This window comes from Delftia sp. DT-2 (assembly GCF_028401915.1).
Classification (GTDB): Bacteria; Pseudomonadota; Gammaproteobacteria; order Burkholderiales; family Burkholderiaceae_C; genus Comamonas; species Comamonas tsuruhatensis.
On the sequence record NZ_JAQOTI010000009.1, the window covers coordinates 222869 to 249407 of the forward strand.

At 67.9% G+C, this 26539-nt stretch carries 20 protein-coding genes; 9 read left to right on the forward strand and 11 right to left on the reverse strand.

Annotation, left to right across the window (positions count from 1 at the left end):
• Window positions 1-134 precede the first annotated feature (134 nt).
• The 4 genes from PO605_RS18095 to PO605_RS18110 all read left to right on the forward strand — a co-directional run bounded on the left by PO605_RS18095 (window position 135) and on the right by PO605_RS18110 (window position 4990).
• Window positions 135-773: a TetR/AcrR family transcriptional regulator gene (locus PO605_RS18095; RefSeq protein WP_197065103.1), complete on the forward strand. Its 639-nt coding sequence runs from the start codon at window positions 135-137 to the stop codon at window positions 771-773.
• 147 nt (window positions 774-920) lie between these two features.
• Window positions 921-1400 carry a sigma-70 family RNA polymerase sigma factor gene (locus tag PO605_RS18100; RefSeq protein ID WP_052195752.1) on the forward strand — a complete coding sequence of 160 codons (480 nt, stop codon included), beginning with the start codon at window positions 921-923 and terminating at the stop codon, window positions 1398-1400.
• A gap of 2 nt (window positions 1401-1402) precedes the next feature.
• The gene (locus tag PO605_RS18105) at window positions 1403-2356 is read left to right on the forward strand and encodes a FecR domain-containing protein (RefSeq protein ID WP_046986841.1); all 954 of its coding nucleotides are present in this window, start codon (window positions 1403-1405) and stop codon (window positions 2354-2356) included.
• 96 nt (window positions 2357-2452) lie between these two features.
• Window positions 2453-4990, forward strand: coding sequence for a TonB-dependent siderophore receptor (locus PO605_RS18110; RefSeq protein ID WP_272206713.1), 2538 nt, complete (start codon window positions 2453-2455; stop codon window positions 4988-4990).
• 106 nt (window positions 4991-5096) lie between these two features.
• Here PO605_RS18110 and PO605_RS18115 read toward each other — a convergent pair whose 3' ends face one another.
• From PO605_RS18115 to glmS, 3 genes are all read right to left on the reverse strand, one after another.
• Window positions 5097-6143 carry a hypothetical protein gene (locus PO605_RS18115; protein WP_272206714.1) on the reverse strand — a complete coding sequence of 349 codons (1047 nt, stop codon included), beginning with the start codon at window positions 6141-6143 and terminating at the stop codon, window positions 5097-5099.
• Window positions 6144-6487: 344 nt separating this feature from the next.
• Entirely contained in the window at window positions 6488-6643 is a 156-nt protein-coding gene (locus tag PO605_RS18120) for a hypothetical protein (protein WP_164474684.1), read from the reverse strand.
• A gap of 253 nt (window positions 6644-6896) precedes the next feature.
• Window positions 6897-8816 carry a glutamine--fructose-6-phosphate transaminase (isomerizing) gene (glmS, locus tag PO605_RS18125; RefSeq protein WP_047474381.1) on the reverse strand — a complete coding sequence of 640 codons (1920 nt, stop codon included), beginning with the start codon at window positions 8814-8816 and terminating at the stop codon, window positions 6897-6899.
• 137 nt (window positions 8817-8953) lie between these two features.
• Between glmS and PO605_RS18130 the strand changes: the two genes are divergently transcribed.
• Window positions 8954-9469: an Lrp/AsnC family transcriptional regulator gene (locus PO605_RS18130; RefSeq protein ID WP_047474380.1), complete on the forward strand. Its 516-nt coding sequence runs from the start codon at window positions 8954-8956 to the stop codon at window positions 9467-9469.
• Window positions 9470-9686: 217 nt separating this feature from the next.
• On the forward strand, window positions 9687-10811 hold the full coding sequence (locus PO605_RS18135; RefSeq protein ID WP_016448446.1) for a GGDEF domain-containing protein: 1125 nt from the start codon (window positions 9687-9689) through the stop codon (window positions 10809-10811).
• A 25-nt stretch (window positions 10812-10836) separates the two neighbouring features.
• On the opposite strand, the gene PO605_RS18140 is transcribed toward PO605_RS18135, so the two are convergent.
• Both PO605_RS18140 and glmU read right to left on the reverse strand, forming a co-directional pair.
• Window positions 10837-11694, reverse strand: coding sequence for a sensor histidine kinase (locus tag PO605_RS18140; RefSeq protein ID WP_016448447.1), 858 nt, complete (start codon window positions 11692-11694; stop codon window positions 10837-10839).
• Window positions 11695-11788: 94 nt separating this feature from the next.
• On the reverse strand, window positions 11789-13219 hold the full coding sequence (gene glmU / locus PO605_RS18145) for a bifunctional UDP-N-acetylglucosamine diphosphorylase/glucosamine-1-phosphate N-acetyltransferase GlmU (RefSeq protein WP_272206715.1): 1431 nt from the start codon (window positions 13217-13219) through the stop codon (window positions 11789-11791).
• Window positions 13220-13323: 104 nt separating this feature from the next.
• Here glmU and PO605_RS18150 point away from each other — a divergent pair, with 104 nt between their 5' ends.
• Window positions 13324-14298, forward strand: a complete 975-nt coding sequence (locus PO605_RS18150) for a LysR substrate-binding domain-containing protein (RefSeq protein WP_012207701.1) — start codon at window positions 13324-13326, stop codon at window positions 14296-14298.
• A 151-nt stretch (window positions 14299-14449) separates the two neighbouring features.
• Here the strand turns inward: PO605_RS18150 and tyrS are convergent, their stop codons facing one another.
• Complete coding sequence (gene tyrS, locus PO605_RS18155; protein ID WP_016448449.1) at window positions 14450-15682, reverse strand: tyrosine--tRNA ligase; 1233 nt, start codon at window positions 15680-15682, stop codon at window positions 14450-14452.
• Window positions 15683-15846: 164 nt separating this feature from the next.
• Between tyrS and PO605_RS18160 the strand changes: the two genes are divergently transcribed.
• On the forward strand, window positions 15847-17241 hold the full coding sequence (locus PO605_RS18160; protein ID WP_046241655.1) for a peptidoglycan DD-metalloendopeptidase family protein: 1395 nt from the start codon (window positions 15847-15849) through the stop codon (window positions 17239-17241).
• Window positions 17242-17345: 104 nt separating this feature from the next.
• Window positions 17346-18494, forward strand: coding sequence for an anhydro-N-acetylmuramic acid kinase (locus PO605_RS18165; RefSeq protein ID WP_272206716.1), 1149 nt, complete (start codon window positions 17346-17348; stop codon window positions 18492-18494).
• Window positions 18495-18692: 198 nt separating this feature from the next.
• Here the strand turns inward: PO605_RS18165 and PO605_RS18170 are convergent, their stop codons facing one another.
• The 5 genes from PO605_RS18170 to erpA form a co-directional block, all read right to left on the reverse strand.
• Complete coding sequence (locus tag PO605_RS18170; RefSeq protein WP_016448452.1) at window positions 18693-19991, reverse strand: NCS2 family permease; 1299 nt, start codon at window positions 19989-19991, stop codon at window positions 18693-18695.
• A gap of 179 nt (window positions 19992-20170) precedes the next feature.
• Window positions 20171-22597, reverse strand: a complete 2427-nt coding sequence (gene xdhB / locus PO605_RS18175) for a xanthine dehydrogenase molybdopterin binding subunit (RefSeq protein WP_272206717.1) — start codon at window positions 22595-22597, stop codon at window positions 20171-20173.
• A gap of 1 nt (window position 22598) precedes the next feature.
• Window positions 22599-24212, reverse strand: a complete 1614-nt coding sequence (gene xdhA / locus PO605_RS18180; protein WP_047474259.1) for a xanthine dehydrogenase small subunit — start codon at window positions 24210-24212, stop codon at window positions 22599-22601.
• A 279-nt stretch (window positions 24213-24491) separates the two neighbouring features.
• Window positions 24492-25934, reverse strand: coding sequence for a multidrug transporter subunit MdtD (gene mdtD / locus PO605_RS18185; protein WP_016448457.1), 1443 nt, complete (start codon window positions 25932-25934; stop codon window positions 24492-24494).
• 116 nt (window positions 25935-26050) lie between these two features.
• The gene (gene erpA, locus PO605_RS18190) at window positions 26051-26425 is read right to left on the reverse strand and encodes an iron-sulfur cluster insertion protein ErpA (RefSeq protein WP_016448458.1); all 375 of its coding nucleotides are present in this window, start codon (window positions 26423-26425) and stop codon (window positions 26051-26053) included.
• Window positions 26426-26539 lie beyond the last annotated feature (114 nt).

A 26539-nucleotide genomic window follows, 5' to 3' on the forward strand; every position in this document is an offset into this window, starting at 1 on the left:
GTCCTTCCTGGTTGAATCGATCAGTCAGACCATGAAGATCAAACTGTGAACTGATGAGTTCAAACTATATACCAAACGTATCTGCTTTGCACTATTTGGTATCGGATATGACCTGTCGGGTCTAAAATATGGCTATGACAAGCCGCTCCTCCATCAAAGAACAGATACAGCGCGTGCGCGAGCAGGCCATCGTGGCGGCCGTCAACCGGCTGCTGGCCACCAAGGGCTACGACGCCATGACGGTGGACGAGGTGGCGGCCGAGGCCGGCATGGCCAAGGCCAGCCTGTACAAGCTGTTCACCTCCAAGGAAGAACTGGCAGGGGCCGCCATGGTGGGCGTGCTGGACCGTGCCCTGGCCTTCGTGGACGGCCTGCGCGACGAAGCCAGCCTGGCGGCCGAGGCCGGCACGCCGACGCGCCCGCTGGAACAGCTCAAGGCCGTGACGCGCTGGGCCATGCAGACCCAGCTGGAAGGCGAGATGCCCTCCCTGCCCGCGCAGAACTCCAACCTCAGCGCCTCGCTGCAATCCAACGACGACTACATGGACCGGCTGATCGCGCTGAGCAACCGCCTGAGCATCTGGATCACCGAGGCCCAGACCAGCGGCCAGATGCAGGCCACGCTGCCGGCCGAACTGGTGCTCTACACGCTGTTCGCGCGGGCCTGCGATCCGGTGGTGGCCCTGCTCAAGGAGTCGGGCCAGTACACGCACGCGCAGATCATCGACTGGGTGACCAGCACGACCTTCGACGGGCTGGCGGCGGCGGGCTGATCCGGTGCGCGGGATCGCACAGATCCCAATGCAAATGAGAATTCATATCAACTGGATAAAATGCCGGCAGTTTCTTGACGCACAAGAGGAAAGGCCCGGCACGTGCATCCATCCACCGACAGTGGCGCCAGCCAGGCTCTGGGCAGCATGTACGCGCAGCACAACCCTTGGCTGGTCGCGTGGCTGCAGCGCAGGCTGGGCAACCGCTGCGATGCGGCCGACCTGGCCCAGGACACGTTCACGCGCATCTGGGTCAGCGCCAGGACACAGGCCATCGAGGACATCCAGGAGCCTCGGGCCTATCTGACGACAGTGGCCAGGCGGCTGCTGGTCAATCACCTCGAACGCCGCTCGCTGGAGCAGGCCTACCTGGCGTCGCTGCACCTCCTGCCCCAGGCCACCGTGCCGTCCGTGGAGGCGCGGGCCATCCTGCTGGAGACGCTGCAGGAGCTCGATGCGCTGCTGGACGCCCTGCCCGCCAGGGTGCGCACGGCCTTTCTCATGTCCCAGCTCGAAGGCCTGTCCTACGAGGACATTGCCGACCGGATGCAGCTGAGCGTGCGCACCGTGACGCGCTACATGGCCCAGGGCTTTCGGCAATGCCTGCTGGTGATGCTGGAGCGCTGAGCATGCAGGCCGCAGACGCACGCATCCTGGACGAGGCCGCCCGCTGGCTGGCCCGCAGGCATGCCTCGGACTTCAGCGCGGCCGAGCAGGCCGAACTGGCGCGCTGGCGCAGCCAGAGCAGCCGGCATGAACAGATCTGGCAATGCGCCGAGCAGCTCAAGGGCCGCTTCAACACCGTGCCCGCCGCCGTCGGCATGGCCACGCTCAACCGCGCGCGCCCCTCGGCGGCACGGCGCCAGTTGCTGCGCTCGGCCGTGCTGGCCCTGGCCACGCCTGCGCTGGGCTGGCTGGCCTGGCGCCATCTGCCCTGGCAGGACTGGACGGCCGACTACCGCACGGCCAGGGGCGAGCGCCGCGCGGTCACGCTGGCCGATGGCAGCCGCGTGCAGCTGAACACGGCCTCGGCCATCAGCGTGCGCATGGATGGCACGGCGCGGCGCATCCGCCAGCATGCCGGGGAAATCCTGGTCGAGACCGCGCATGCGCCGCCCTACGCCTCCCAGCCTTTCATGGTGCAGACAGACGACGGCCAGATGCAGGCCCTGGGCACGCGCTTCATCGTGCGCAAGCTGGAGCGGGGCACGGCGCTGGCCGTGCTGGAGGGCGCGGTGCGCGTCACGCCGGCAGCATCGGCCACGGCCGTGGTGGTGCATGCGGGCGAGCAACTGCAATTCGATGGACAAGGCGCCAGCGCCACCCGCCCGGTGGCGCCGCGGGACTCGGCCTGGACGCTGGGCGTGCTCTATGCCGAGAACCTGCGGCTGCAGGACTTCCTGGCCGAGCTGTCGCGCTACCGCGAAGGCCTTGTGCGGTGCGACGACGATGTCGCCGACCTGCGCGTCTCCGGCACCTACCAGCTGCATGACACCGACCGCATCCTGGCCCTGCTGGCCCAGACCCTGCCGGTGCGCGTGCACGAGCGCAGCCGGTACTGGGTGACGGTGGCGCGGCGCTGATTCGATTTTTTTCTGCCGTGGCTGTCCGGTTTTTCGCTCTCGCCTGTCAAGGCTTGCGAAGACCACTTTCATCGACAGCCCAGAGGACAGAACACCATGCACTCCCCTTCTTCCACCGCCGGACCACGCGCCAGCCTGCGCGCCACCGCCTTGGCGGCCCTGGCCGTCAGCACCTCGCTGCTGCTGCACGCGCTGCCAGTCCAGGCGGCCGAGCCGGCCGCCAGCGCCGCTGCCAGGAGCTACCAGATCCAGCCGGGTCCGCTGGGCCCGGCGCTGATGGCCTTTGCCGCACAGGCAGGCGTGAACCTGGGCATGGACCTGCAACAGCTCGGCGGCATGGAGACACGCGGCCTGTCCGGCACGTTCTCCGTGGAAGACGGCTTTGCGCAGCTGCTGAACACGTCAGGCTGGACAGCGCGCCGCGTGGGTGCGGGCAACTACGCGCTGGAGAAGCTGCCTGCGGCGGCCCGCCAGGCGCCGTCCGCTGCTGCGGCCGTGCCCGCAGCGCCGGCCGCAGCCCCGTCCGCTGCCCAAGCCGCAGCACAGGCCACGGAGCTTGCCGCCATCACGGTGACCGCGCGCACGCAGAACAACCTGGTCGCGCCCTCGCGGCAGGTCACGATTCTGGAAGGCCAGGAGGTGGAGCAGCTGCGCCAGGGCTCGGACAGCCTGGCCACCATGCTCAGCAAGGTGGTCCCCGGCATGGCGGACTCCAGCCACACCATCACCGACTACGGCCAGACGCTGCGCGGCCGCAACATGCTGGTGCTGGTGGACGGCGTTCCGCTGAACACCAACCGCGACTCGTCCAGGAACCTGGCCAACATCAACCCGGCCGACATCGAGCAGATCGAGGTGCTGCGCGGCAGCAGCGCCATCTACGGCAGTGGTGCGGCGGGCGGCATTGTCTCCATCCGCACCAAGCGGCCCTCGGGCGAGACGCGGGCCGAGACCATCGTCACCGGCTCGACCCCGCTGTCCCGCCTGCGCGGCGCAGGACTGGGCGGCGAGGTGCAGCACTACCTGTCCGGCGGTGGCGAGGTGGTCGACTATTCGGTGAGCCTGGGCGCCAGGCACATGGGCGGCGCCTTCGACGCCAGGGGCAACCGCATTGCACCCGAGCCCAGCCAGGGCGACCTGTTCGACTCCAACATCTACAACGCCTCGGCCAAGATCGGCTTCAAGCTCGATGCCGACCAGCGCCTGCAATTGACCGCCAGCCACTACAACGCGGCCCAGGACACGGACTACGCCTCCGACCCGTCGGTGGCGCGGCTGCCAGCCGGAACGGCGGCGGCCCGCCCCATCAAGGGCCTGGTGCTGGCCGACCAGAACCAGATCAAGAACACCATGCTGGGCCTGGACTACGAGAACCGGGACATCGCAGGCAGCACGCTGGCCGCCCAGCTCTACTACCGGGACTTCTTCACGCGGTTTGCGCCCTTCGACGCACGCGCCGTGCCGGTGCGGGGCGCCAATGTCGATCAGTCCATGCAGAACTCCGAGGTCTTTGGCGGGCGCCTGACCCTGAAGACGCCGCTGGGCGCCGGCAAGAAGAGCCTGCTGATCTGGGGTGCGGACTTCAACCAGGAGCGCACCGACATGCCCATCGACATCTTCGATCCCCGGGCCTATGACGCCAGCGGCGGCCTGGTCTTTCACAAGACGGGCCAGCTGATCTACATGCCGCCCGTCACCACGCGCAGCATCGGCGCCTTCGCCCAGCTGCAGCACCGGTTCAATGCGCAATGGTCGGCGGAAGGCGGCCTGCGCTACGACCGCGCCCAGGCCAGCTTCAATGACTTCACGCCGCTGTCGCAGTCACGCGCCCCCAGCCCCCAGTCCGTGAACGGCGGCACCGTCAGGTACAACGCCTGGACCTACAACCTGGGCACGGTCTTCACGCCGGTCCCCGGCCAGGAGCTCTATGCCTCGTACAGCCAGGGCTTCGAGCTGCCGGACATCGGCGTGGTGGTGCGCAATGCCACGCCGGCCTTCAACCTGGGCAACTCCAACCTGCAGGCGGTCAAGACCAACACCTATGAAATGGGCTGGCGCGGCAAGTTCTCCAACGTGATGGCCAACCTCAGCGTCTTCCAGTCGCGCTCCAACCTGGGCGCCGTGCAGAGCTTCAACAATGGCCTGACCCTGCTGCGCACCCGCGAGAAGATCCATGGCATCGAAGGCGGCCTGGACTACTTCAGCGACGACGACCACTGGAGCGTGGGCGGCAGCTTCACCTGGATGAAGGGCCGCGAGCTGCCCCAGGCCGCCAGCGGCTACCAGGACATGACGGGCTTTCGCATCCCTCCGCTCAAGCTCACCGCCTATGTGGAGTACCGGCCCGACACGCGCTGGAGCCACCGCCTCCAGGCCACCGCCTATGCCTCCAAGGACTACCGCCTGGGCGGCAAGACCGGCTTCGGCCGCTATGACACACGGGGCTACACCACGGTGGACCTGATCAGCCAGTGGAAGATCGACCCCAAGAACCGTGTGTCCCTGGGCGTGGAAAACCTGTTCAACCGCCAGTACTTCCCGCTCTACAGCCAGCTGCTGCGCAGCAACAACAACACCAGCCGCCTGCCAGCGGCCGGCACGGTGCTGAAGATCAGCTACGCGCACACCTGGTGACCCCATAGGCAGGCACCGGTCGCCGCAGCCCGCCAACAACCGGCCGGGCACGGAAAGGGCCTCCACCCGACGCAGCCGATCAACGACCATCGGCTGCGCCCGGACCTCAAGGCCCCTTGCGCAGCGAGATCGGCGTGCCCCAGATCGGATCGGCGGCGCCCTGGCGGCCCAGCGTGGTGACCTGCATGGGCGCCAGCCGCGCCATGAGTTTTTCCTGGTCAGGGGTCAGGTTGGCGCGGGAGGCCAGATAGGTGCGCGTGAATTCCATGGGCACCGGCAGCGTGTGGACGGTGAAGTCCTCCAGCGGGCATTCGACCTTCTCGGCCGCCACCTTGCGGCAGCCCGCCTGGCGGAACTGGTAGCTGGGCGTCTTCAGATACGAGCGCTGGCTCAGCACCAGCTGCCCGCCTTCCAGCGTGAAACTGGCCAGGGCCTGCCGGGGCGGCACGCGCACCTGGACCTTGAGCGCAGGGATGTCGCGCGAGTCCGTGTCCTGGTAGTAGCCCGCACCCATGCCCGGCGTACTGTCCGTGACCTGCCGCTCGCCCCAGGCCACGCAATGGCCCGAGGCACGGTGCACCGTGGTGCAGTACTTCTCGGTGCGGGTCTGCGTGTGCGTGGTGGCCTCCTTCCAGTTCATCTCGGTATAGAACTCGCGGTAGGTCTCGGGCGCCAGGGACACCGTGCCGCTGGCGCCGCGGCCTGCGCCCGCAGCGCCCGCCTTGGGCCCCAGCTGGTCGAGCCGGGCATTGAGCCAGTAGTCATCGCCGCCCGTCAGCAGGTACTTGCCGGGGGGCAGGACATGGACCTCGAAGGCCTTGAAGAGGTAGGTGGTCTTGGGATCGCGCTGCAGCGCGTTGTTCTGGAACTTGCGGCCGAACACGATCTCCGGCCTGTCCTGGTGGGTCCACAGCACGTTCGAGGTCCATTTGGACATGCCGTCGGCGTCGGCCAGCGACTTGTGCGGCGTCAGGTCAGCCACCAGCACCACGGCCATGTTGGCCTTCAAGGCCTCGCTGATCACCCACAGCGTCTTCGCCTGCTCGGCTTCCTCCTTCTCGAGCTGCCCGCTGGAAGGCGGCGCGGCACACCCCGACAATCCCAGGGCGAGCACCAGAGTCGGCAAAACGAAGCAGGGGCGCTGCAGTGTCATCGTTGAAATCCTTGGAGGTTGATGCTGGAAAGGCGTCATTGTGCTGGGAGATCTCCGGCGGCCCCGGCCAGGGCAGGCCCTCGACACGGAAAAGCCGCCCGAAGGCGGCCGGTTCCAGGGAGCGCTGCACCAGCGCTGGCTGCGATCAATCAGCGTTGCTGTGGCTGGCGCAAAGGCTGCCCTTGTTGGCGGACGTTCGCCTTGCACTGCATCTGGCTGTAGTTCCTGTCCGTGATGGGTTGCCCCATCTGCATGGGAACATAGGCCGGATGCTGCGGGCCTCTCGTGGGAAGAAGCTGTTTCATAGTTCCATCCTCACGTCAAACGGAACGCCGCCCAGCCTGTCAGCGGGGCTGATTGGGCTGCTGCTGGCCTGGCTGGTTTTGACCAGGCTGCTTGTGCTGGGGGTTGTCCTGCTGCTGCTGTCCCGGGTTTTGCTGGTTCGGGTTCTGCTGCTGCGGGTTGTTTTGCTGCTGTTGCTGGTCGTTTTGCTGAGCCATGGGTATCTCCTTCACATGGTGGTCAAAGAGGCGCGTCAAACGAAGCGCCCGACTGCAGCGCAGATATGCACTGCGCTGGTAACCAGTGTGGGCCCGGACATGCGGCTCAGCCGTAGGACCGGCCAGAGCGTGCGCAGCCCCATGTTGCGACACCGCAGGTAGGCCAGCCGCCGGGTGTCCGACGGACATTTCGCACAGGGGGCAACGAAGGACCAGGGCAGGCCACGGCCTGCGCCCTACCCCGGCCCCCGCCTCACTCCACCGTCACGCTCTTGGCCAGGTTGCGCGGCTTGTCCACATCGGTGCCGCGTGCGCAGGCCGTGTGGTAGGCCAGCAGCTGCAGCGGGACCACGTGCAGGATGGGGCTGAGCGCGCCGTAGTTCTCGGGCATGCGGATGACATGCATGCCTTCGCTGCTTTCGATGTTGGTCTTGGCATCGGCCAGCACATAGAGCACGCCGCCACGCGCACGCACTTCCTGCATGTTGCTCTTGAGCTTTTCCAGCAGCTCGTCGTTGGGCGCCACCGTGACCACGGGCATGGCGCTGTCCACCAGGGCCAGCGGGCCGTGCTTGAGCTCGCCGGCCGGATAGGCCTCGGCGTGGATGTAGCTGATTTCCTTGAGCTTGAGCGCGCCTTCCAGCGCAATCGGGTAGTGGATGCCACGGCCCAGGAAGAGCGCGTTCTCGCGCTTGGCGAAGTCCTCGGACCAGCTGATGACCTGGGGCTCCAGCGCCAGCACGGATTGCAGGGCCACGGGCAGGTGGCGCATGGCGGCCAGGTATTGCTGCTCCTTTTCCTCGCTCAGCCGCCCTTGCGACTGGGCCAGGGCCAGGGTCAGCAGGAACAGGCCTGCCAGCTGGGTGGTGAAGGCCTTGGTGGAGGCCACGCCGATCTCCACGCCGGCGCGCGTGATGTAGGCCAGCTCGCATTCGCGCACCATGGCGCTGGTGGCCACGTTGCAGACGGTCAGCGTGTGCTTCATGCCCAGGTTCTGGGCATGGCGCAGCGCGGCCAGGGTGTCGGCGGTCTCGCCCGACTGGCTGATGGTGACGACCAGGGTCTTGGGATGGGGAACGCTGGTGCGGTAGCGGTATTCGCTGGCCACTTCCACGCTGCAGGGCAGGCCGGCCAGCGACTCGATCCAGTACTTGGCCGTGCAGCCGCTGTAGTAGCTGGTGCCGCAGGCCAGGATGAGCACGCGGTCGATCTCCTTGAACACGCGCCAGGCCGAAGTGCCCGTCTTGCCGTCCGAGGCCACGCCGTCGAACAGCTCGGGCACGATGGCCTGCACGCCTTCCAGCGTGTCGGCAATGGCGCGCGGCTGCTCGAAGATTTCCTTTTGCATGTAGTGGCGGTAGGGACCCAGCTCGGCCGCGCCGCTGTGGGCGTGCACGGTGCGCACGGGGCGCTGCTCGGGCGCCAGCCGCTCGCCGCCCTTGCCCACCAGCCAGTAGCGGCCAGGCTGCAGGTCCACGATGTCGCCCTCTTCCAGGTAGACGATCTGGTCGGTCACGCCGGCCAGGGCCATGGCGTCGCTGGCCAGGAAGTGTTCGGCACCGTCCTGGCCCACGCCCAGGATCAGCGGCGAGCCGGCGCGCGAGCCCACCACGCGCTGCGGTTCGTCCTTGTGCATGACGGCGATGGCAAAGGCACCATGCAGGCGCTGCGTGGCGGCCTGCACGGCCTCGAACAGGTCGCCGCCGTAGAGGCTGTCCACCAGGTGGGCGATGACCTCGGTGTCCGTCTGGCTGGCGAAGACATAGCCCTTGGACTGCAGCTCGGCGCGCAGGGCTTCGTAGTTTTCGATGATGCCGTTGTGCACCAGGGCCACGCGGGCCGGCTGGTCGGTGTCGGCCACGGGCGAGACGCCAGGGCCGTGGCTGAAATGCGGATGGGCGTTGCGCACCGCCGGCTCGCCATGCGTGGCCCAGCGCGTGTGGGCAATGCCGGTGTGGCCGATGACCTTGTCCTGTTGCACCTGGTCCATGAGTTCGGCCACGCGCGCCGTGGAACGGGCGCGCCGCAGGCCCAGGCTGTGCACGCCCTGTGCGTCCAGCGCCTGCACGGCCACGCCGCAGGAGTCATAGCCGCGATATTCCAGGCGCTGCAGGCCCTGGACGAGAACGGGGACGATATCGCGGAAGGAAACCGCTGCGACGATGCCACACATGGACAAGCTCCTTGTTTCGAGATGACGACGGATGCTACGCAGGTTGAAAAGAAATTTCTCTCCAGATTTCCTTATCTATTGAACTAATATTTCATCATCAGGCATTCAAGAAATATTATTTCAATATAAATAACAAAATGAACCAAAATTCCATTCAACTGGACGCTACCGACCTGCAGCTGCTGCAGCTGCTGCAAGAAGACTGCAGCCGCAGCAACCAGGCCCTGGCCGCGCTGCTGCAGCTGTCGCCGCCCACCTGCCTGCGCCGCGTGCGGCGGCTGCAGGAGTCCGGGCTGATCGAGCGGCGGGTGGCCATCCTGCAGCCCGAACGCCTGGCCGCCGCCCTGGGCCATGGGCTGCAGGCCATTGTGGAGGTCTCGCTGGACCGCCAGGACAGTGACGCGCTGGACGGATTCGAGCGCCGCGCCGTAGCGCTGGACGCCGTGCAGCAGTGCTGGCGCGTATCGGCGGGGCCTGATTTCATCCTCGTGGTGGCCGCGCCCGACATGCCGGCCTACCTGGAGTTGAGCCGGGCGCTATTCACGGGCGACGCCAACGTGCGCAATGTCAAGAGTTTTTTCAGCGTCAGGCGCGCCAAGTTCTCCACCGCCATGCCGCTGCCGCCGGCAAATCCCGGAACAGGCGCCCAATGAGGCCAGGACGCTTGATTTTGCGAGTAATTGTGCGCATCAGGAAACTGCGCGGCGGCGGGACTGCGTAGGACAGCAAGCCTGCAATGTGTCCCGAACGCCAACTTTGGGCAACGTTGGACTTTAAGGCGTTGCGCACGCACGGGGACAATGATACAAATTGATGCAACAACACTTTCTGACGCGCTAGGCAATCGGCGCGCACTCGGCTCGCACCGCCATGTCCTTGCGCCAGCGCATCCATCGCCGCACCTATCCCTTGCGCGTCTCCAGCATGGCTTTGGGTGGCCTCGTCGTGGGCACGACCATGACCGAGCTGGGCGCCAGCACGGCTGTCTGGGGCTTTGTGCTGGTGAGCGCCCTGGTCTGGCCGCACATCGCCTTTCTCCACGCCCGCCACAGCCGTGACAGCCACCGCGCCGAACACGCCAATCTGAAGATAGATGCGCTGATCATCGGCAGCTGGATTCCCGTCATGCATTTCTGTGCATTGCCCAGCATTGCGCTGCTGGCCATCAGCATTGCAGACCGCAACCACACGGCCACGCGCGACGGCTGGCTGCAATCGCTGTTCGCCACCTTCCTGGCCGCCGCCGCGGGGGCCCTGCTGCTGCGGCCCGCGCCCGAGTGGGAGGCCAGCCTGGCAGTGCAGCTGAGCATGCTGCCCCTGCTTCTGCTGCACAGCGTGTTCTCCAGCTGGTCCACGCGCCAGCTGGTGCGCAAGCTGGCACGACAGAACGTGAAGCTGCAGGTGCTCAGCCGCATCGACCCACTGACCACGCTGTACAGCCGCGACTACTGGTGGCAGAAGGCGCGCGCCGCGCTGCGCGACTACCGGCAGACGCAGACCTCGGCCTGCCTGCTGATCGTGGACATAGACCACTTCAAGCGCATCAACGACAGCTTTGGGCACACCGTGGGTGACGAGGTGCTGCAGGCCATCGGTCTGACCATCCGGCACTGCCTGCGATCGCATGACGCGGCCGGCCGCTACGGAGGCGATGAATTCGCCGTGCTGTGCATGCACACCCATCTGGACGATGCCTATGCGGTGGCCCTGCGCATACGCAACCAGCTGAGCCAGCTGCGCGTGCGCGAGCACCCGCATCTGCGCGTCAGCGCCAGCATTGGCGTGGCGGCGGCGGACCCCAGCTTTCTGTCGGTCAAGGACTGGATCAATGCGGCCGACAGCGCGCTCTACAGCGCCAAGGACGCCGGGCGCGACCAGGTGATACCTGCTGCGCCGCTGATGGCCGGCAGCGCGCCCACCAGGTCGGGCACGGACGCGGGCAGCGAGGCCTCGCGCCAGGCACACCAGCCCGAGCCGGACGACACGCTGATCTGAGGGCTGGCGCCAGCGGCAGGCAGACTCAGAGCCCGCGATCCGTGCGCCGCACTTCGCCGCCGGGCCAGTTCAGGCATACGCTGCAGCCGCCCGCCGGCGTGGCGCGGATGGTGGCCTCGCCGCCGTGGCGGCGCATGACGCCGCGCACCAGGGCCAGGCCCGTGCCCAGGCCCGGAAACTCCGACTCACGGTGCATGCGCTGGAAGATGCCGAACAGCGCGCCCGCACGCGAGGGGTCGAACCCCACGCCGTTGTCCGTCACGCTGAGCGTGATGCCGCCGTCGGCATGACGCTCCACATCGATGGCAATGCGCGGCTGGGCCACGGGCTGGGTGAACTTGACGGCGTTGTCCAGCAGCGCCTCCAGCACCTGGCGCAGCAGGGCCGCGTCGGCACGCACGGCGGGACTTTGCTGCGGAAGGCTCCATTGCAGCCGCGCAGCCGCGCCGCAGGCCGCCCAGCGCGGCTGCGCCAGCACCGCCGTGCGCGCCTGCTCCAGCAGTTCCTGCAAGGCAATGGGCTGCCACTGCATGGGCGTGCGGGCGGCGCGCGCCAGGGCCAGCAGGCCGTCGAGCATGCCGCCCATGCGTCGGGCGGACTGGTCCATGGTCTGCAGGAAGCCGCGTGCCTCCTGCAGTTCCTGCGGCGAAGGCGCGGCCTGCGACAGCAGCTCGTCCACCAGGGGTCCGAAGGACAGCACATGGCGCAGCGGCGCGCGCAGGTCGTGCGACACCGCGTGCAGCCATTCCTGCTGCGCGGCGCGCAGGGCCTGCAGCTCCTGCTCGCGCTGGGCCAGGCGCTCCAGCGCGTCCTGCAGCGTGCGGGGCGGGCCTTGCAGGTCGGCGGCAGGGTCGGGCGGAGGGTGGGCGAAAGGTTCCGTCATGGCATGAACAGGGTCAGGAGATTCGGAAAATCGGCTTGCCCCGTACGGGACCCGCCATCGATGCGGGCCCTCGAGCCCACGTGTCTCGGAAGTCTCAGGACTTGGGCAGTTTGACCGGGCGCTTCCAGCTGGTGATGCTCACCTGCCTGCCCCGCGATACCGTGAGCACGCCGGGCTCGGTGCTCTTGGTGACCGTGGAGCCGCCGCCCACCGTGCCGCCCGCGCCAATGGTGACGGGCGCCACCAGCACGCAATTGCTGCCGATGTGCACGTCGGCCTCGATCACCGTGCGGTGCTTGTTCACGCCGTCGTAGTTGGCCGTGATGGAGCCGGCGCCGTAGTTGACGCGCTCGCCCACCGTGGCATCGCCCAGGTAGGCCAGGTGGTTGGCCTTGGCGCCATCGGCCAGCACGGAGTTCTTGACCTCGACGAAGTTGCCGATGTGCACTTCGCGGCCCAGTTGCGCTCCGGGGCGCAGGCGCGCAAACGGGCCGACCAGGGCGCCCTCGCCCACGCTGACGCCGGCCTTCTCGCCATCGACATGCGTGTACGGATGGAGGACGGCGCCCGCCGCAATCGTGGCGTTGGCAATGCTGCAATAGGCGCCGATGCGCGCACCTTCGCCAATCTCCACATGGCCGCTGAAGATGCAGCCCACGTCGATCTCCACATCCTGCCCGCAGGCCAGGCGTGCCGCGCGGCCGGTGCGCGGGTCATCGCGCAGGTCAAAGCGCGCGGGGTCGGCCAGGCGCACGCCCTGCTCCATCAGCGTGCGGGCCTGGGCGCCCTGGTGGGCGCGCTCCAACTCGGCCAGTTGCAGCGGGCTGTTGACGCCCGCCACCTGCACCGGGTCGGCAATGCAGTGCGCGACCACGGGCACGCCGTCGGCCACGGCCATGGCGACCACGTCGGTCAGGTAGTACTCGCCCTGGGCGTTGTCATTGGTCAGGCGGGCCAGCCAGCCGGCCAGGTGGCGGGCCGGCACGGCCATGATGCCGCTGTAGATTTCCTGGATGGCGCGCTGGGCGTCATTGGCATCCTTTTGCTCGACGATGCGCTGCACCGTGCCGTCTTCGCCGCGCACGATGCGGCCGTAGCCTGTGGGATCGGGCAGGCGCACGGTCAGCAGCGCCAGCCGCCGGCCATCGGCCGCATCGACCAGGGCGCGCAGCGTGTCGGCCTGCGTCAGCGGCACATCGCCCGAGAGCACGATGACCATACCGTCGCCCGCCAGCGCGGGCACGGCCTGCTGCACCGCGTGGCCCGTGCCCAGCTGCGGCTCCTGGCGCACGAACTTCAGCGCCATGGAGCCGCCCTGGCAGGCCGCCGCCATGGCGGGCTCCACCTGGTCCGCGCCGTGGCCCGTGACCACCACGGCCGAACGCGCATCCAGCTGCGCTGCGGTCGCCAGCACATGGCCCAGCAGCGGGCGCCCCGCCAGGCGCTGAAGGACTTTGGGCAGGCGGCTTTTCATGCGCGTGCCCTTGCCCGCGGCCATGATGACGAGATCCAGAGGTGCTGTCATAGGTGATTCATCCAAAACGCCAGAACCTGTGCCGGCAACGCCGCCGATTATCTGTCCGCCAAGGGCTGCGGCCGGTCACACGATTGACGTATGCTGGCGGCGCCATGCCCCATGCCACCACTGCACCCGTTCCCCTGCTGCGCACACGCGCCATCGGAGCCGGCCATCTGCGTGCCTTCCTGGCCGTGGCCCGGCACCTGAATTTCCGCGCGGCCGCCGACGAGCTGTCGCTGACGCAGTCGGCCGTGAGCCGCCAGATCCAGTCGCTGGAGGATGAAGTCGGCGTGCCGCTGTTCCTGCGTCACACGCGCGCCGTGGAGCTGACCGGGGCCGGCGCCCAGCTGCTGCGCTCGGTGGCGCCCGCGCTGGAGCAGATCGACGCCTCGGTGCGCCAGATCCGCCAGACCGTGGGCCGCAAGAGCGTGGCCATCACCACCTGGGCCAGCTTTGCCGCCATGTGGCTGATCCCGCGCCTGGAGTCCTTCCAGCGCGCCTGGCCCGATATCGACATCCGCATCGACACCAGCGACACCGTGATGGACCTGGACACCACCGACGTGGACCTGGCACTGCGCTACGGCCGCGCGGGCGACGGCTGGCCCCAGGCGCAGCGCCTGTTCGGCGAGCAGCTGGCCGTGGTGGCCAGCCCGCGCCTGCTGGCCGGCGGCCCGCCGCTCAGGACGCCGGCCGACGCGGCCCGCTACACGCTGATCGAGACCGGCGACGCCCACCGCATGCCCCAGCTGGAGTGGCTGGGCTGGCAGCGCTGGTTCGGCGTGCAGGGCTGCGACCAGCTGCAGCCGCCGCGCTGGCTGTACTTCAACTACGCCCACCAGATCGTGCAGGCCGCACTGGCCGGACAGGGCCTGGCGATTGCACGCCTGCCGCTGGTGGCCGATGCGCTGGCGGCTGGCGACCTGGTCGAGGTGCTGCCCGCGCACCGGCTGGAATCGCCGCTGGCCTACTGGCTGATCGTGGGCCCGCGCAGCGCCGCGCGTCCCGAGGTGGCCGCCTTCTGCCGGTGGCTGCAGGAGCAGGCCGAGGTCACGCGCGAAACCGTCGAATCGCCCCCGGCTTGAAAAATACCCCCCACGCTCCCCATGCTGCGCAAGGTCCGCTGCCCACCGAGGGGCCGTTTTCATCTTGGGGCGGCCCGGCGATGAAAAAAGGACGCGGGCATGCCGGCGTCCTTCATTCCTGTGCAGCCGGGCGCATGGCCCGGCGCGGGCATCAGCCCAGCGTCACGCGCGCAAACTTGCGCTTGCCCACCTGCACCACATAGGTGCCGGCTTCGAGCTTGAGGCCCCGGTCGCTGATGGCTGTGCCATCCACGCGCACGCCGCCGCCGTCGATCAGGCGGTTGGCCTCGCTGGTCGAGGGCGCCAGGTTGGCCTGCTTGAGCAGGGCACCGATGCCCAGCGGCGCGCCCGACAGGCTGACCTCGTCGATCTGGTCGGGAATGCCGCCCTTGCTGCGGTTGTTGAAATCCTGCTCGGCCGCATCGGCCAGCGCCGCGCTGTGAAAGCGCGCCGTGATCTCCTTGGCCAGCAGGACCTTGGCGTCCTTGGGGTTGCGCCCGCCTTCCACCTCGGCCTTGAGCGCGGCGATCTCGGCCAGGCTCTTGAACGACAGCAGGGTGTACCAGTTCCACATCAGCGTGTCCGAGATGCTCAGCACCTTGGCGAACATGGTGTTGGCGTCCTCGGTGATGCCGATGTAGTTGTTCTTGGACTTGGACATCTTGTGCTCGCCGTCCAGGCCCACCAGCAGCGGCATGGTGAGCACGCACTGCGTGTCCTGCCCGTATTCCTGCTGCAGGTGGCGGCCCATGAGCAGGTTGAACTTCTGGTCCGTGCCGCCCATTTCCAGGTCGGCGCGCAGCGCCACCGAGTCATAGCCCTGCAGCAGCGGGTAGAGGAATTCGTGCAGGCTGATGGAGCTGCCCTCGGTGAAGCGCTGGTGGAAGTCGTTGCGCTCCATCATGCGGGCCACCGTGTACTTGGCCGACAGCTCGATCATGCCGCGCGCGCCCAGCTTGTCGCACCACTCGCTGTTGTAGCGCACCTCGGTGCGCGCCGGGTCCAGCACCTTGGCGGCCTGGGTGTAGTAGGTCTCGGCGTTGACCTTGATCTGCTCGGCCGTCAGCGGCGGGCGCGTGCTGTTGCGGCCCGAAGGGTCGCCGATCAGGGTGGTGAAATCGCCGATCAGGAAGATCACCTGGTGGCCCAGGTCCTGCAGCTGGCGCATCTTGTTGAGCACCACGGTGTGGCCCAGGTGGATGTCGGGCGCCGTCGGATCCAGGCCCAGCTTGATGCGCAGCGGCACGCCCGTGGCCTCGGAGCGGGCCAGTTTCTGCACCCAGTCGGCCTGGGGCAGCAGTTCATCCACGCCGCGCAGGGTGATTTCAAGCGCTTGGCCTACACCTTCAGTGACCGGGTATGTTGTAACAGCAGATTGATTCATAAGGGTTTTTCGCCAGGCCGCGTAGGACCGCGTCGGTATACTCCGGGGATTTTCCCGCTGCGGCGAATTCTAGACGCCCGCCTTTCCGCACCACAGAGCGCGGACTTGTTGCCCGTCTGGAGAGCGTATCCCGCCGCTGCGATGCTGTCCGGCCCCCAGGCCGGATGCGCGCAACCCAAGGATCTGATGTTGTGAAATATGGCTTGAACCATGCCAGCGGTGCTCTTGTTGCGCGGCTGACCTCCGTGATCCAGCAACACCCCAAGCGTGTCACCGCAGCACTGGCAGCCATCTTGCTCACGGGCGGCGGCGGCGCCTTCGCCGTGGCCAACCTGGGACCCGATCCGGCCGACCTGCCGGTGCGCATGCTCTCCACGCCCGTGGAATCGCTGGCAGAAGGCCAGACCCTGGCCGAGCTGACCGACAGTGTGCAGGGCATGTCCCTGTACCGTTCCGAATACACGCGTGGCAGCGACACGGCCGAAACCCTGCTGCAGCGCCTGGGCGTGGCCGATCCGGCCGCCGCCGCCTTCATGCGCGGCAACGACCAGGTGCGCCAGCATGTGCTGGGCCGCGCCGGCCGCCTGGTGACGGCCGAGACCACGCCCGACCACCAGTTGTCCCTGCTGACCGTGCGCTGGGCACCTGACGAGGACGGCAGCTTCCGCCGCCTCGTGGTCGAGCGCAAGAACAATGAACTGAGCACACGCATCGAGACGGGCAAGCTGACCGCCTCGCCGCGCCTGGCCGGCGGCATCATCCGCAGCTCGCTGTTCGCCGCCACCGACGCGGCCTCCATTCCCGACGCCGTGGCCATGCAGATGGCCGACATCTTCCAGGGCGACGTGGACTTCCGCCGCGGCCTGCGCAAGGGCGACCGCTTCTCGGTGGTCTACGAATCGCTGGAAGCCGATGGCGAGCCGCTGCGCGCGGGCCGCGTGCTCAGCGCCGAGTTCCACAACAACGGCAAGGTCGTGCAGGCCCTGTGGTTCCAGGACGAAGGCAAGGCCAAGGGCGACTACTACACCATGGACGGCAAGAGCCGCCGCCAGGCCTACCTGACCTCGCCCGTGGAGTTCTCGCGCATCAGCAGCGGCTTTGCCATGCGCATGCACCCCATCCACAAGACCTGGCGAGCCCACCTGGGAACGGACTTCGCGGCGCCCACGGGCACCAAGGTACGCACCGTGGGCGACGGCACCGTCTCCTTCGCGGGAGTGCAGAACGGCTACGGCAACGTGATCTTCGTGGACCACGCCAACAACCACACCACGGTCTATGCCCACCTGAGCCACATCGGCGTCACGCGCGGCCAGCGCGTGGAACAGGGCGACATCATCGGCAACGTGGGCTCCACGGGCTGGGCCACGGGCCCGCACCTGCACTTCGAGTTCCGCGTCAATGGCGAGCACCGCGACCCCATGACCATCGTCCAGGCCACCGATGCCGCCCGCCCCGTCTCCAAGGCCGGCCGCGCCGCCTTCGACAAGATGGCCGCGCAGATGCGCATCGAGCTGCAGGCATCGAACGAGGCGCTGGCCTTGGCCACCGAGCGCTGAGCACTGCACCCCCCTCCAAAGGCTGCCCTGGCAGCCTTTGTTGTTTCAGACGCATCCTTTTGTGATCGCCAGCCCCGGGGTCCTGCAGGGCTACCATTGCCGGCATGAACCAGCCAGCCCCCTCCCCCATCGCCCACCGCTACTGCATAGGCCTGATGTCCGGCACCTCGCTAGACGGGGTGGATGGCGTGCTTGTGGACTTTGCCGAAGGCACGCAGGTGCTGTGGCATGCCAGCCGTGGCTTTGATGCCGCGCTGCGCGCCGAGCTGCTGGCCCTGAACACCCCCGAGGGCCGCGACGAGCTGCACCGCGCGGCGCTGGCGGCCAATGCGCTGGCGCGCAGCTATGCCGAGGTGGTGCGGGAGCTGCAGCAGGCCACAGGTCTGGCGCCCGGCCAGATCGCGGCCATCGGCGCCCACGGCCAGACCGTGCGCCACCGGCCGCAGATGTTCGACGGCATGGGCTACACGCTGCAGCTCAACAGCCCGGCCCTGCTGGCCGAGCTCAGCGGCGTTGCCGTGGTGGCCGACCTGCGCAGCCGCGACGTGGCCGCTGGCGGCCAGGGTGCGCCACTGGTGCCTGCCTTCCACCAGGGCGTGTTCGGCCGGCCCGGCGAGACGGTGCTGGTGCTCAACATCGGCGGCATCGCCAATCTCAGCGTGCTGGCCGGCGATGGCACGGTGCTGGGCTTCGACTGCGGCCCCGGCAATGCGCTGATGGACGGCTGGTGCCAGACGCACACGGGCCAGCCCTATGACGACGGCGGCCAGTGGGCGGCCACGGGCCAGGTGCTGCCCGCCCTGCTCGACCGCCTGCTGGCCGAGCCTTTCCTTCAGCAGCCGCCACCCAAGAGCACGGGGCGCGACCTGTTCCACGCGGACTGGCTGGCCGGCCATCTGTCCGCCAGTGCAACCAGCGCCGCCGATGCCCGCCCCGCCGACGTGCAGGCCACGCTCACCGAATTCACGGCCCGGGCCTGCGCCAGTGCCGTGCAGCGCTTCGGGCGTGGCGGCGGCGAGCTGCTGGTCTGCGGCGGAGGCGCCTTCAACACGCAGCTGATGCAGCGCATCGCCGCCCTGCTGCCCGGCGTGGCCGTGGACACCACGGCCGCGCGCGGCCTGCCTCCGCAGCAGGTGGAGGCCGCCGCCTTTGCCTGGCTGGCGCGCCAGGCCCTGCTGGGCCTGCCAGGCAACCTGCCCGCCGTGACGGGTGCACGCGGCCCGCGCATCCTGGGCGCCATCCACCCCGCATAAAAAAACCATGCAAGGCATCCGCCAAGCATGGGCCCACCAAGCATCTTGCCTGATGCCCAAAGCCTATGAAACTGGCGCGGCCCAAAAGCAGGGACGCCGAGCAAGAGCCGCCTCGCGGCGAGGGCGTCGTCCCCCTCCCGCGAAGCGAGAGAGGGCGCCGTGCATACGGGGGAAGGCGCGTAAGCGCCTCAGGGGGTGCTATCCGCCGATATAGACGAACTTGAAGAGGAAGACGCCGCCGATCAGCCACACCATCCAGTGCACTTCCTTGGAACGGCCCGTGAACAGCTTGAGCACGGCATAGGTGATGAAGCCGAAGGCCAGGCCATTGGCTACCGAGTAGGTGAAGGGCATGAGCAGGGCCGTGACGGCGGCGGGGATGGCCTCGGTGGTCTCGCCCCATTCGATCTCGGTCAGCTCCTTGAGCATCAGGCAGGCCACGAAGAACAGCGCGGGCGCCGTGGCGTAGCCGGGCACCACGCCGGCCAGGGGCGACAGGAACAGGCAGCACAGGAAGAGCGCGGCCACGGTCAGCGCCGTCAGGCCCGTGCGGCCACCCGCTTGCACACCGGCCGCGCTTTCCACGTAGGCCGTGGTGCTGGAGGTGCCCAGCAGCGAGCCCGCGAAGATGGCGCCGCTGTCGGCCAGCAGCGAGCGGTTGAAGCGGCCCATGCGGCTGGGCACCAGCAGGCCCGCGCGCTTGGCCACGCCCATCAGCGTGCCCGTGGCATCGAACAGCTCGACCAGGAAGAACACCAGCACCACGTTGAGGATGCCGCCGGTCAGCGCGGACTTGATGTCCAGCTGCAGGAAGGTGGGCGCGATGGAGGGCGGCGCCGAGAACACGCCGTGGAACTCGTTGCCCGCGAAGAAGAATGAGGCCACGGTGACCACGACGATGCCGATCAGGATGGCGCCCGGCACCTTCAGGCGGTCCAGCACCACGATGATCAGAAAGCCCAGCGAGGCCAGGATGACTTCGGGCTTGTGCAGGTCGCCCAGGGTCACGAAGGTGGCCGGCGATGCGGCGACGATGCCCGCGCTCTTGAGAGCGATCAGCGCCAGGAACAGTCCGATGCCCACGGTGATCGCTATGCGTATGGACTGCGGTATGCCCTTGATGATCAGCTCCCGCAGGCCGAACAGCGTCACCAGCAGGAACAGGCAGCCCGAGACGAAGACCGCGCCCAGCGCGGCCTGCCAGGTGAAGCCCATGTGCAGCACCACCACGTAGGCGAAGTAGGCGTTCAGGCCCATGCCCGGCGCCAGCGCGATGGGATAGTTGGCGTACAGCGCCATGATGGTCGTGCCCAGCGCCGCGATCAGGCAGGTGGCCACGAAGACGGCCCCCTTGGGCATCCCCGCATCCCCCAGGATCGAGGGATTGACGAAGATGATGTAGGCCATCGTCAGAAAGGTCGTCAGGCCCGCGACCAGCTCGGTTCTTACATTGGTGCCGTGCTCACTGAGCTTGAACACCCGTTCCATCCAGTTCATCGCATTGTCTCCGTGTTGTTTTCGCATGCGGGGCGCAACGGTTGTGAAAGCGCCCAGGGTTGAGCACCGGCTGTCCAGGCCGGCACAAGGCATGGCACCCTGCCGGGCAGCCATGGACCTGGTTGCGCGCATCGCTGCGCGCGGATTCAAGGAATGAGGGGGCGGCGGCGCCGGTCCGCTCAGCTCCCGGCGGCCTGCACGGCCTCGATGGCGCGCAGGATGGATTCCGGCGTGGCCGGCGATTGCAGCGGCGGGTTGCTGCGGTGCCCGCCCGCGGCCGAGACGGCATCGCGGATCGCGAAGAACACCGAGAACGGCAGCAGCAGCGGCGGCTCGCCCACGGCCTTGCTGCGGTGGATGGAGTCCTCGAAGTTGTCGCCCTCGAACAGACGCACGTTGAACACGGGCGGGCAGTCGTTGGCCGTCGGGATCTTGTAGGTGCTCGGGGCGTGCGTGGTGAGCTTGCCGCTTTGCGGGTGCCAGACCAGCTCTTCCGTGGTCAGCCAGCCCATGCCCTGGATGAAGGCGCCCTCGACCTGGCCCACGTCCACGGCCGGGTTCAGCGAGCGGCCCACGTCGTGCAGCACGTCGGCGCGCAGCAGCTTGAACTCGCCGGTCAGCGTGTCCACCACCACCTCGCTCACGGCGGCACCGTAGGCGTAGTAGAAGAAGGGCCGGCCCTGCATGGTGTCCTTGTTCCACGACAGGCCGGGCGTGGCATAGAAGCCGTCGGACCACAGCTGCACGCGCTCGATGTAGGCCTCGCCCACCACGGCCTTGAAATCCAGCACCTTGCCGTTGACGTGGACCTGGTCGTTGGCGAAGCGCACGTCCTGCGCGCGGCCGCCATGGCGCTCTGCGGCGCAGGCGGCCAGGCGCTCGCGGATCTGGCGCGCCGCGTCCTGCGCGGCCTTGCCGTTGAGGTCGGCCCCCGTCGATGCCGCCGTGGCCGAGGTATTGGCCACCTTGGTGGTGTCGGTGGCCGTGACGCGCACGCGCCCGAAGCCCACGCCCAGCTCATGCGCCACGACCTGGGCCACCTTGGTGTTCAGGCCCTGGCCCATCTCGGTGCCACCGTGGTTCACGAGGATGGAGCCGTCGTTGTAGACATGGACCAGGGCGCCGGCCTGGTTGAAGTGCTTGACGTTGAAGGAGATGCCGAATTTGAGCGGCGTCAGCGACAGGCCGCGCTTGAGCACGGGGCTGGCCGCGTTGAACGCGGCGATGGCATCGCGGCGCGCGCGGTAGTCGCTGCAGGTTTCCAGCTCGGCCACCAGCTCGTGGATGATGTTGTCGGTCACGACCTGGCTATAGGGCGTGACGTTGCGCTCGGTCTTGCCGTAGAAGTTGACGCGGCGCACATCGAGCGCATCGCGCCCCAGCTCGCGCGCGACCGTCTCCATGATGTTCTCGATGGCGATCGCGCCCTGCGGGCCGCCGAAGCCGCGGAACGCCGTATTGCTCTGGGTATTGGTCTTGCCCGAGTAGCCGTGCATGGACACATCGGGCAGCCAGTACGTGTTGTCGAAGTGGCACAGCGCGCGCGTCATCACGGGGCCGGACAGGTCGGCCGAGTGGCCGGCGCGCGAGACCATGGAGATCTCGGCGCCGAGGATGCGGCCCTCGTCGTCGTAGCCCACCTCGTACTCGTACCAGAAGCAGTGGCGGCGGCCCGTGATCATGAAGTCGTCATCGCGGTCCAGGCGCAGCTTGACGGGGCGGCGCAGCCGCGTCGCGGCCACCGAGGCCACGCAGGCGAACAGGGCCGACTGCGACTCCTTGCCGCCGAAGCCGCCGCCCATGCGGCGGCACTCCACATGCACGGCGTGCGAGGCCACGCCCAGCGCATGGGCCACCAGGTGCTGCATTTCGCTGGGGTGCTGGGTGGAGCAGTACAGGTGGACGGCGCCGTCCTCCTTGGGAATGGCGTAGCTGATCTGGCCTTCCAGGTAGAACTGCTCCTGGCCGCCCACGTAGAACGAGGACTTCAGGCGGTGCGGCGCCTCGTCCATGGCGCGGCGCGCGCCGCCTTCATTCGTGCTGCGCGCCAGGTGCATGGGCGGCAGCACGTACTGGCCCAGCTCATGCGCCTGCTGGGGCGTGAGCACGGGCGGCTCGGCCGTGATGTCGGCCGCCGCCTTGGCCTGGGCCGCAGCCAGACGCGCCGCCTCGCGGCTTTCGGCGATCACGGCGAACAGCGGCTGGCCCAGGTAGCGGATCTCGCCGCTGCACAGGATGGGGTCGTCGTGGATGATGGAGCCGCAGTCGTTGACGCCGGGAATGTCCTCGCCGGTGAGCACGGCCACCACGCCGGGCATGGCGCGGATGGCGTCGAGCCTGAGCGCATTGAGCCGGCCATTGGCCACGGGAGACAGGCCCAGCGCGCAGTGCAGCGTGCCGTCCAGCTCGGGCAGGTCATCGATGTAGGCGGCCTCGCCGGCCACATGCAGATGGGCCGATTCATGCGGGCGGCTGATGCCCACGCGCTGGCCCTGGGTGTGGGCGCCGGCCTCGGCACGCTCGTCCACGCGGAAGGCGGCGTTCTTCAGGTAATGCGCAAAGGCCTCGGACGAGTGCAGCAGGGAAGGGTCGATGGGGCGGTTCATTTCAGGCTCCTTGGTGCACTGCGTGGGGCATCACGCTCCAGACGCTGGTGGCCTGCAGCGGCAGCGGCTGCTGCAGACGTGTCTCCAGCCACAGGCGCTGCAGCAGGTTCTGCGCCACCTTGAGCCGGTAGTCGGCGCTGGCGCGCATGTCGGACATGGGCTTGAAGTCCTGGGCCAGCGCGGCCTGGGCGGCCTTCACTGCGGCCTGGTCCCAGGGCTGGCCCACGATGGCCGCCTCCGCCAGGGCCGCACGCTTGACCACGGCGGCCATGCCGCCAAAGGCCAGGCGGGCGGACTTCACCACCTCGCCATCGAGCTCGATGGCCAGCCCCGCGCACAGCGCCGAGATGTCGCAGTCGAAGCGCTTGCTGATCTTGTAGGCACGGGTCTGGCGCCGTGCAGCGTCCAGCGGCACGGCCAGTGCCTGCACGAACTCGCCCGGCTCCAGCTGGTTCTTCATGTAGTCCAGATAGAAGTCATGCAGCGGCATGCGGCGCACGCGTGCGCCCTTGCGCAGCTCGATCTGCGCGTCCAGCGCCATCAGCACGGGCGGGGAGTCGCCAATGGGCGAGCCATTGGCCACGTTGCCGCCCATGGTGCCCGCATGGCGGATGGGCACGGAGGCAAAGCGCAGCCACACATCGGTCAGCCCCTCGAAGCGCTGCGACAGCGCCGACCAGGCCGATTCCAGCGAGGCACCGGCGCCGATGTACAGCTCGCCGCCGTCCAGGCTGCCCGCACCGTGGCGCTCCTCGACGCGCTTCATCTCGGCCACGTCGCCCACATAGACGATGTCGCCCAGGTCGCGGAACTGCTTGGTCACCCACAGCCCCACATCGGTAGAGCCTGCCAGCAGCCGCGCGCGGGGCTTGGCCTCGCACACGGCGGCCAGCTCGTCCAGCGTGCGCGGAGCGTGGAAGCTGTCCACACGGCCGCCCTGGGCGGCGTTGGGAGCGGCGTAGTCCAAGCCGGCATCCTGCGCGCGCAGGCCCTGCAGTGCCTGCACCACGGGGTCGGTGGCCATGCGCGTGGCGGGCAGGTCGAACATGCGCTGGCCTGCGTCCAGGATGGGACGGTAGCCCGTGCAGCGGCACAGATTGCCCGACAGCTCGTCGGCCAGCTGCTGGCGCGAGGGACGCGTGCCGGCCTGCTGGTGGTGCTCGTAGGCCGACCACAGCGACATCACGAAGCCCGGCGTGCAAAAGCCGCATTGGGAGCCGTGACAGTCCACCAGCGCCTGCTGCACGGGGTGCAGCTCGGCACCGCCTGCGGGCTCGCCCGTGGCACAGCCCTGCTTGCCGGCGCACTGGCCCTTGACGTCCTCCACCGTGAACAGCGCCTTGCCGTGCAGTGTGGGCAGGAACTGGATGCAGGCATTGACCGTCTGCAGCTGCAGGCCGCCCACGGCGTCGGGCGCGCCGTCTTCGGCCAGCTCGGCGATGACCACGGTGCAGGCGCCGCAGTCACCTTCGTTGCAGCCCTCCTTGGTGCCGGTGCAGCGCGCGTCGCCGCGCAGCCAGTCCAGCACCGAACGCGTGGGATGCGGCCCCTGTACCTCGACGATCTGGCCGCGGTGATAGAAGCGGATGGGTTGGGAACTGGGGCTCTGGCTCATGCTCGTGGGGGCAACTGCTGGTGCGTGGACTGTTCGGATCACGACTTACGCAAATTCCGAGGAAGAAAGCCGCTGGCCCTGTGGCGATGGCGTGTTTGCGTTCTTGCTTGCGTAAGTCCTGCGGATGTACGCGAGATTAAGTCCAGCCCCGCCCAAACGCATAAGACGGCCTCGATATTTCCTATGCGGGCTGCCATATATCCTTGTCAAAAACAAGGGTAAACCCGCAACAAAAGTGTGGATTGCAGCGGTTCAGGGTGCAAAAGGCATGCACAGCCCTCACTCGTGCTCGGCCGGCTCCAGAGGCTTGGGCCGCACATCCTCATCGTCGCCCAGCTGCGAGAAGATCATGGTCGAGGCCAGCGTCACCGCGCCCATGCAGACGAAGGTGGCGCGGAAGGCATTGAGGGTGTGCTGCGGCGTATCGCCGCCGAACCATTCGCTGAAACCGGCCAGCACCGCACCTGCGGCGGCCACGCCCATGCCCATGGCCAGCATCTGCACCATGGACAGCAGGCTGTTGCCGCTGCTGGCGTTGCCGGCATCCAGGTCCTTGAGCGTGACGGTGTTCATGGCCGTGAACTGCATGGAGTTGGTGGCGCCGAAGATCAGCAGCTGGACGATGACCACCCACAGCGGCAGCGCCGTGGAGACCGTGCCGAAGCTGGCGATCATCAGCGACAGCACCAGGGTGTTGCCCATGAGCACGCGGCGGTAGCCGATGCGCTGGATCAGCGTGGTGGTCTGGCGCTTCATGGCCATGCTGGCCAGCACCGTGGGCAGCATCATCATGCCGGCCTGCAGCGGCGAAAAGCCCAGGCAGACCTGCAGCACCAGCGGGATCAGGAAGGGCATGCAGGAGCTGCCCAGGCGCGAGAACAGATTGCCCAGCAGGCCCACGCGCAGGCTGCGCACGGCGAACAGCTCGGGGGCGAACAGCGGGTCGGGCCGGCGCAGCGCATGCAGCCAGTAGGCGGCCAGGCTGGCCAGGCCGAAGATCAGCAGCACGAAGACCATGGCGCCGTGGATGCCCTTGCCCGACATGCTGTCCAGCGCCAGCGACACGGCCACCATGCCGAAGGCCAGCAGCGCATAGCCCACGCCGTCGAAGCGCTTGACGGCGAAGCGGTCGCCCACCGGCATGAAGCGCAGGGTAGCGGCCAGGCCGATCAGGCCCACGGGCACGTTGACCAGGAAGATCCAGTGCCAGCTCACGTACTCCACCATCCAGCCGCCCAACGTGGGGCCGATCAGCGGCCCGACCAAGCCGGGAATGGCCACGAAGCTCATGGCCTTGAGGAACTGCTCGCGCGGAAAGGCGCGCAGCACGGCCAGCCGGCCCACGGGCATGAGCAGCGCACCGCCCATGCCCTGCAGCACGCGTGCGGCCACCATCAGCTGCAGGTTGGGAGCAATCGCGCACAGCACCGATCCCAGCACGAACAGCGCAATCGCCCACAGGTAGACGCGCCGCGTGCCGAAGCGGTCGGCCATCCAGCCCGATGCCGGGATCAGCATGGCCATGGTCAGCGAATAGGCGACGATGACGGACTGCATGCGCAGCGGGCTCTCGCCCAGGGCCTCGGCCATGGTGGGCAGCGCGGTATTGACGATGGTGCCGTCCAGCGTCTGCATGAAAAAGCCGATGGCCACGAGCCATAGGAGCACCGAACGCGAGGAGGATGTGGTGGAGGCGGAAGCGCTTTTGTCTTCAGGAATCATGGCAAGGCAGGGAGGGCGCAGGCGTTAAAAAACCGCCTGCGCATTGCTGCGCGGCGGTTGGTGGCGTGTTGTGCGGCGGGCTGCTGCGGGCTTCACTGCAGCGCGGCCGACAAGGCTTACACCGAGAAGCTCGATCCGCAGCCGCAGGTGGTGGACGCATTGGGATTCTTGATCACGAACTGCGCGCCCTGCAGGTCTTCCTTGTAGTCGATCTCGGCACCCACCAGGTACTGGTAGCTCATGGCGTCGATCAGCAGCGACACGCCATTCTTGGTCATGGTCGTGTCGTCTTCGTTGGTGATCTCGTCGAAGGTGAAGCCGTACTGGAAGCCCGAGCAGCCGCCACCTTGCACGAACACGCGCAGCTTCAGGTCAGGGTTGCCTTCCTCGGCGATCAGATCGGCCACCTTGGCAGCTGCGCTGTCGGTGAAGACGATCGGGGTGGGCATTTCGGCGGTGGTGGTTTCGGTGATTTCTGCGACGGCGCTCATGGGGATACTCCGAAGTTCTCAATTGGCCCGAATGGTACAGCAAAGGGCTCGGGAATTCCCGGGGCTGCCGGCTTGACGACAGTGCAAGTGGGGGCATTGCCCACTGAATGAGAA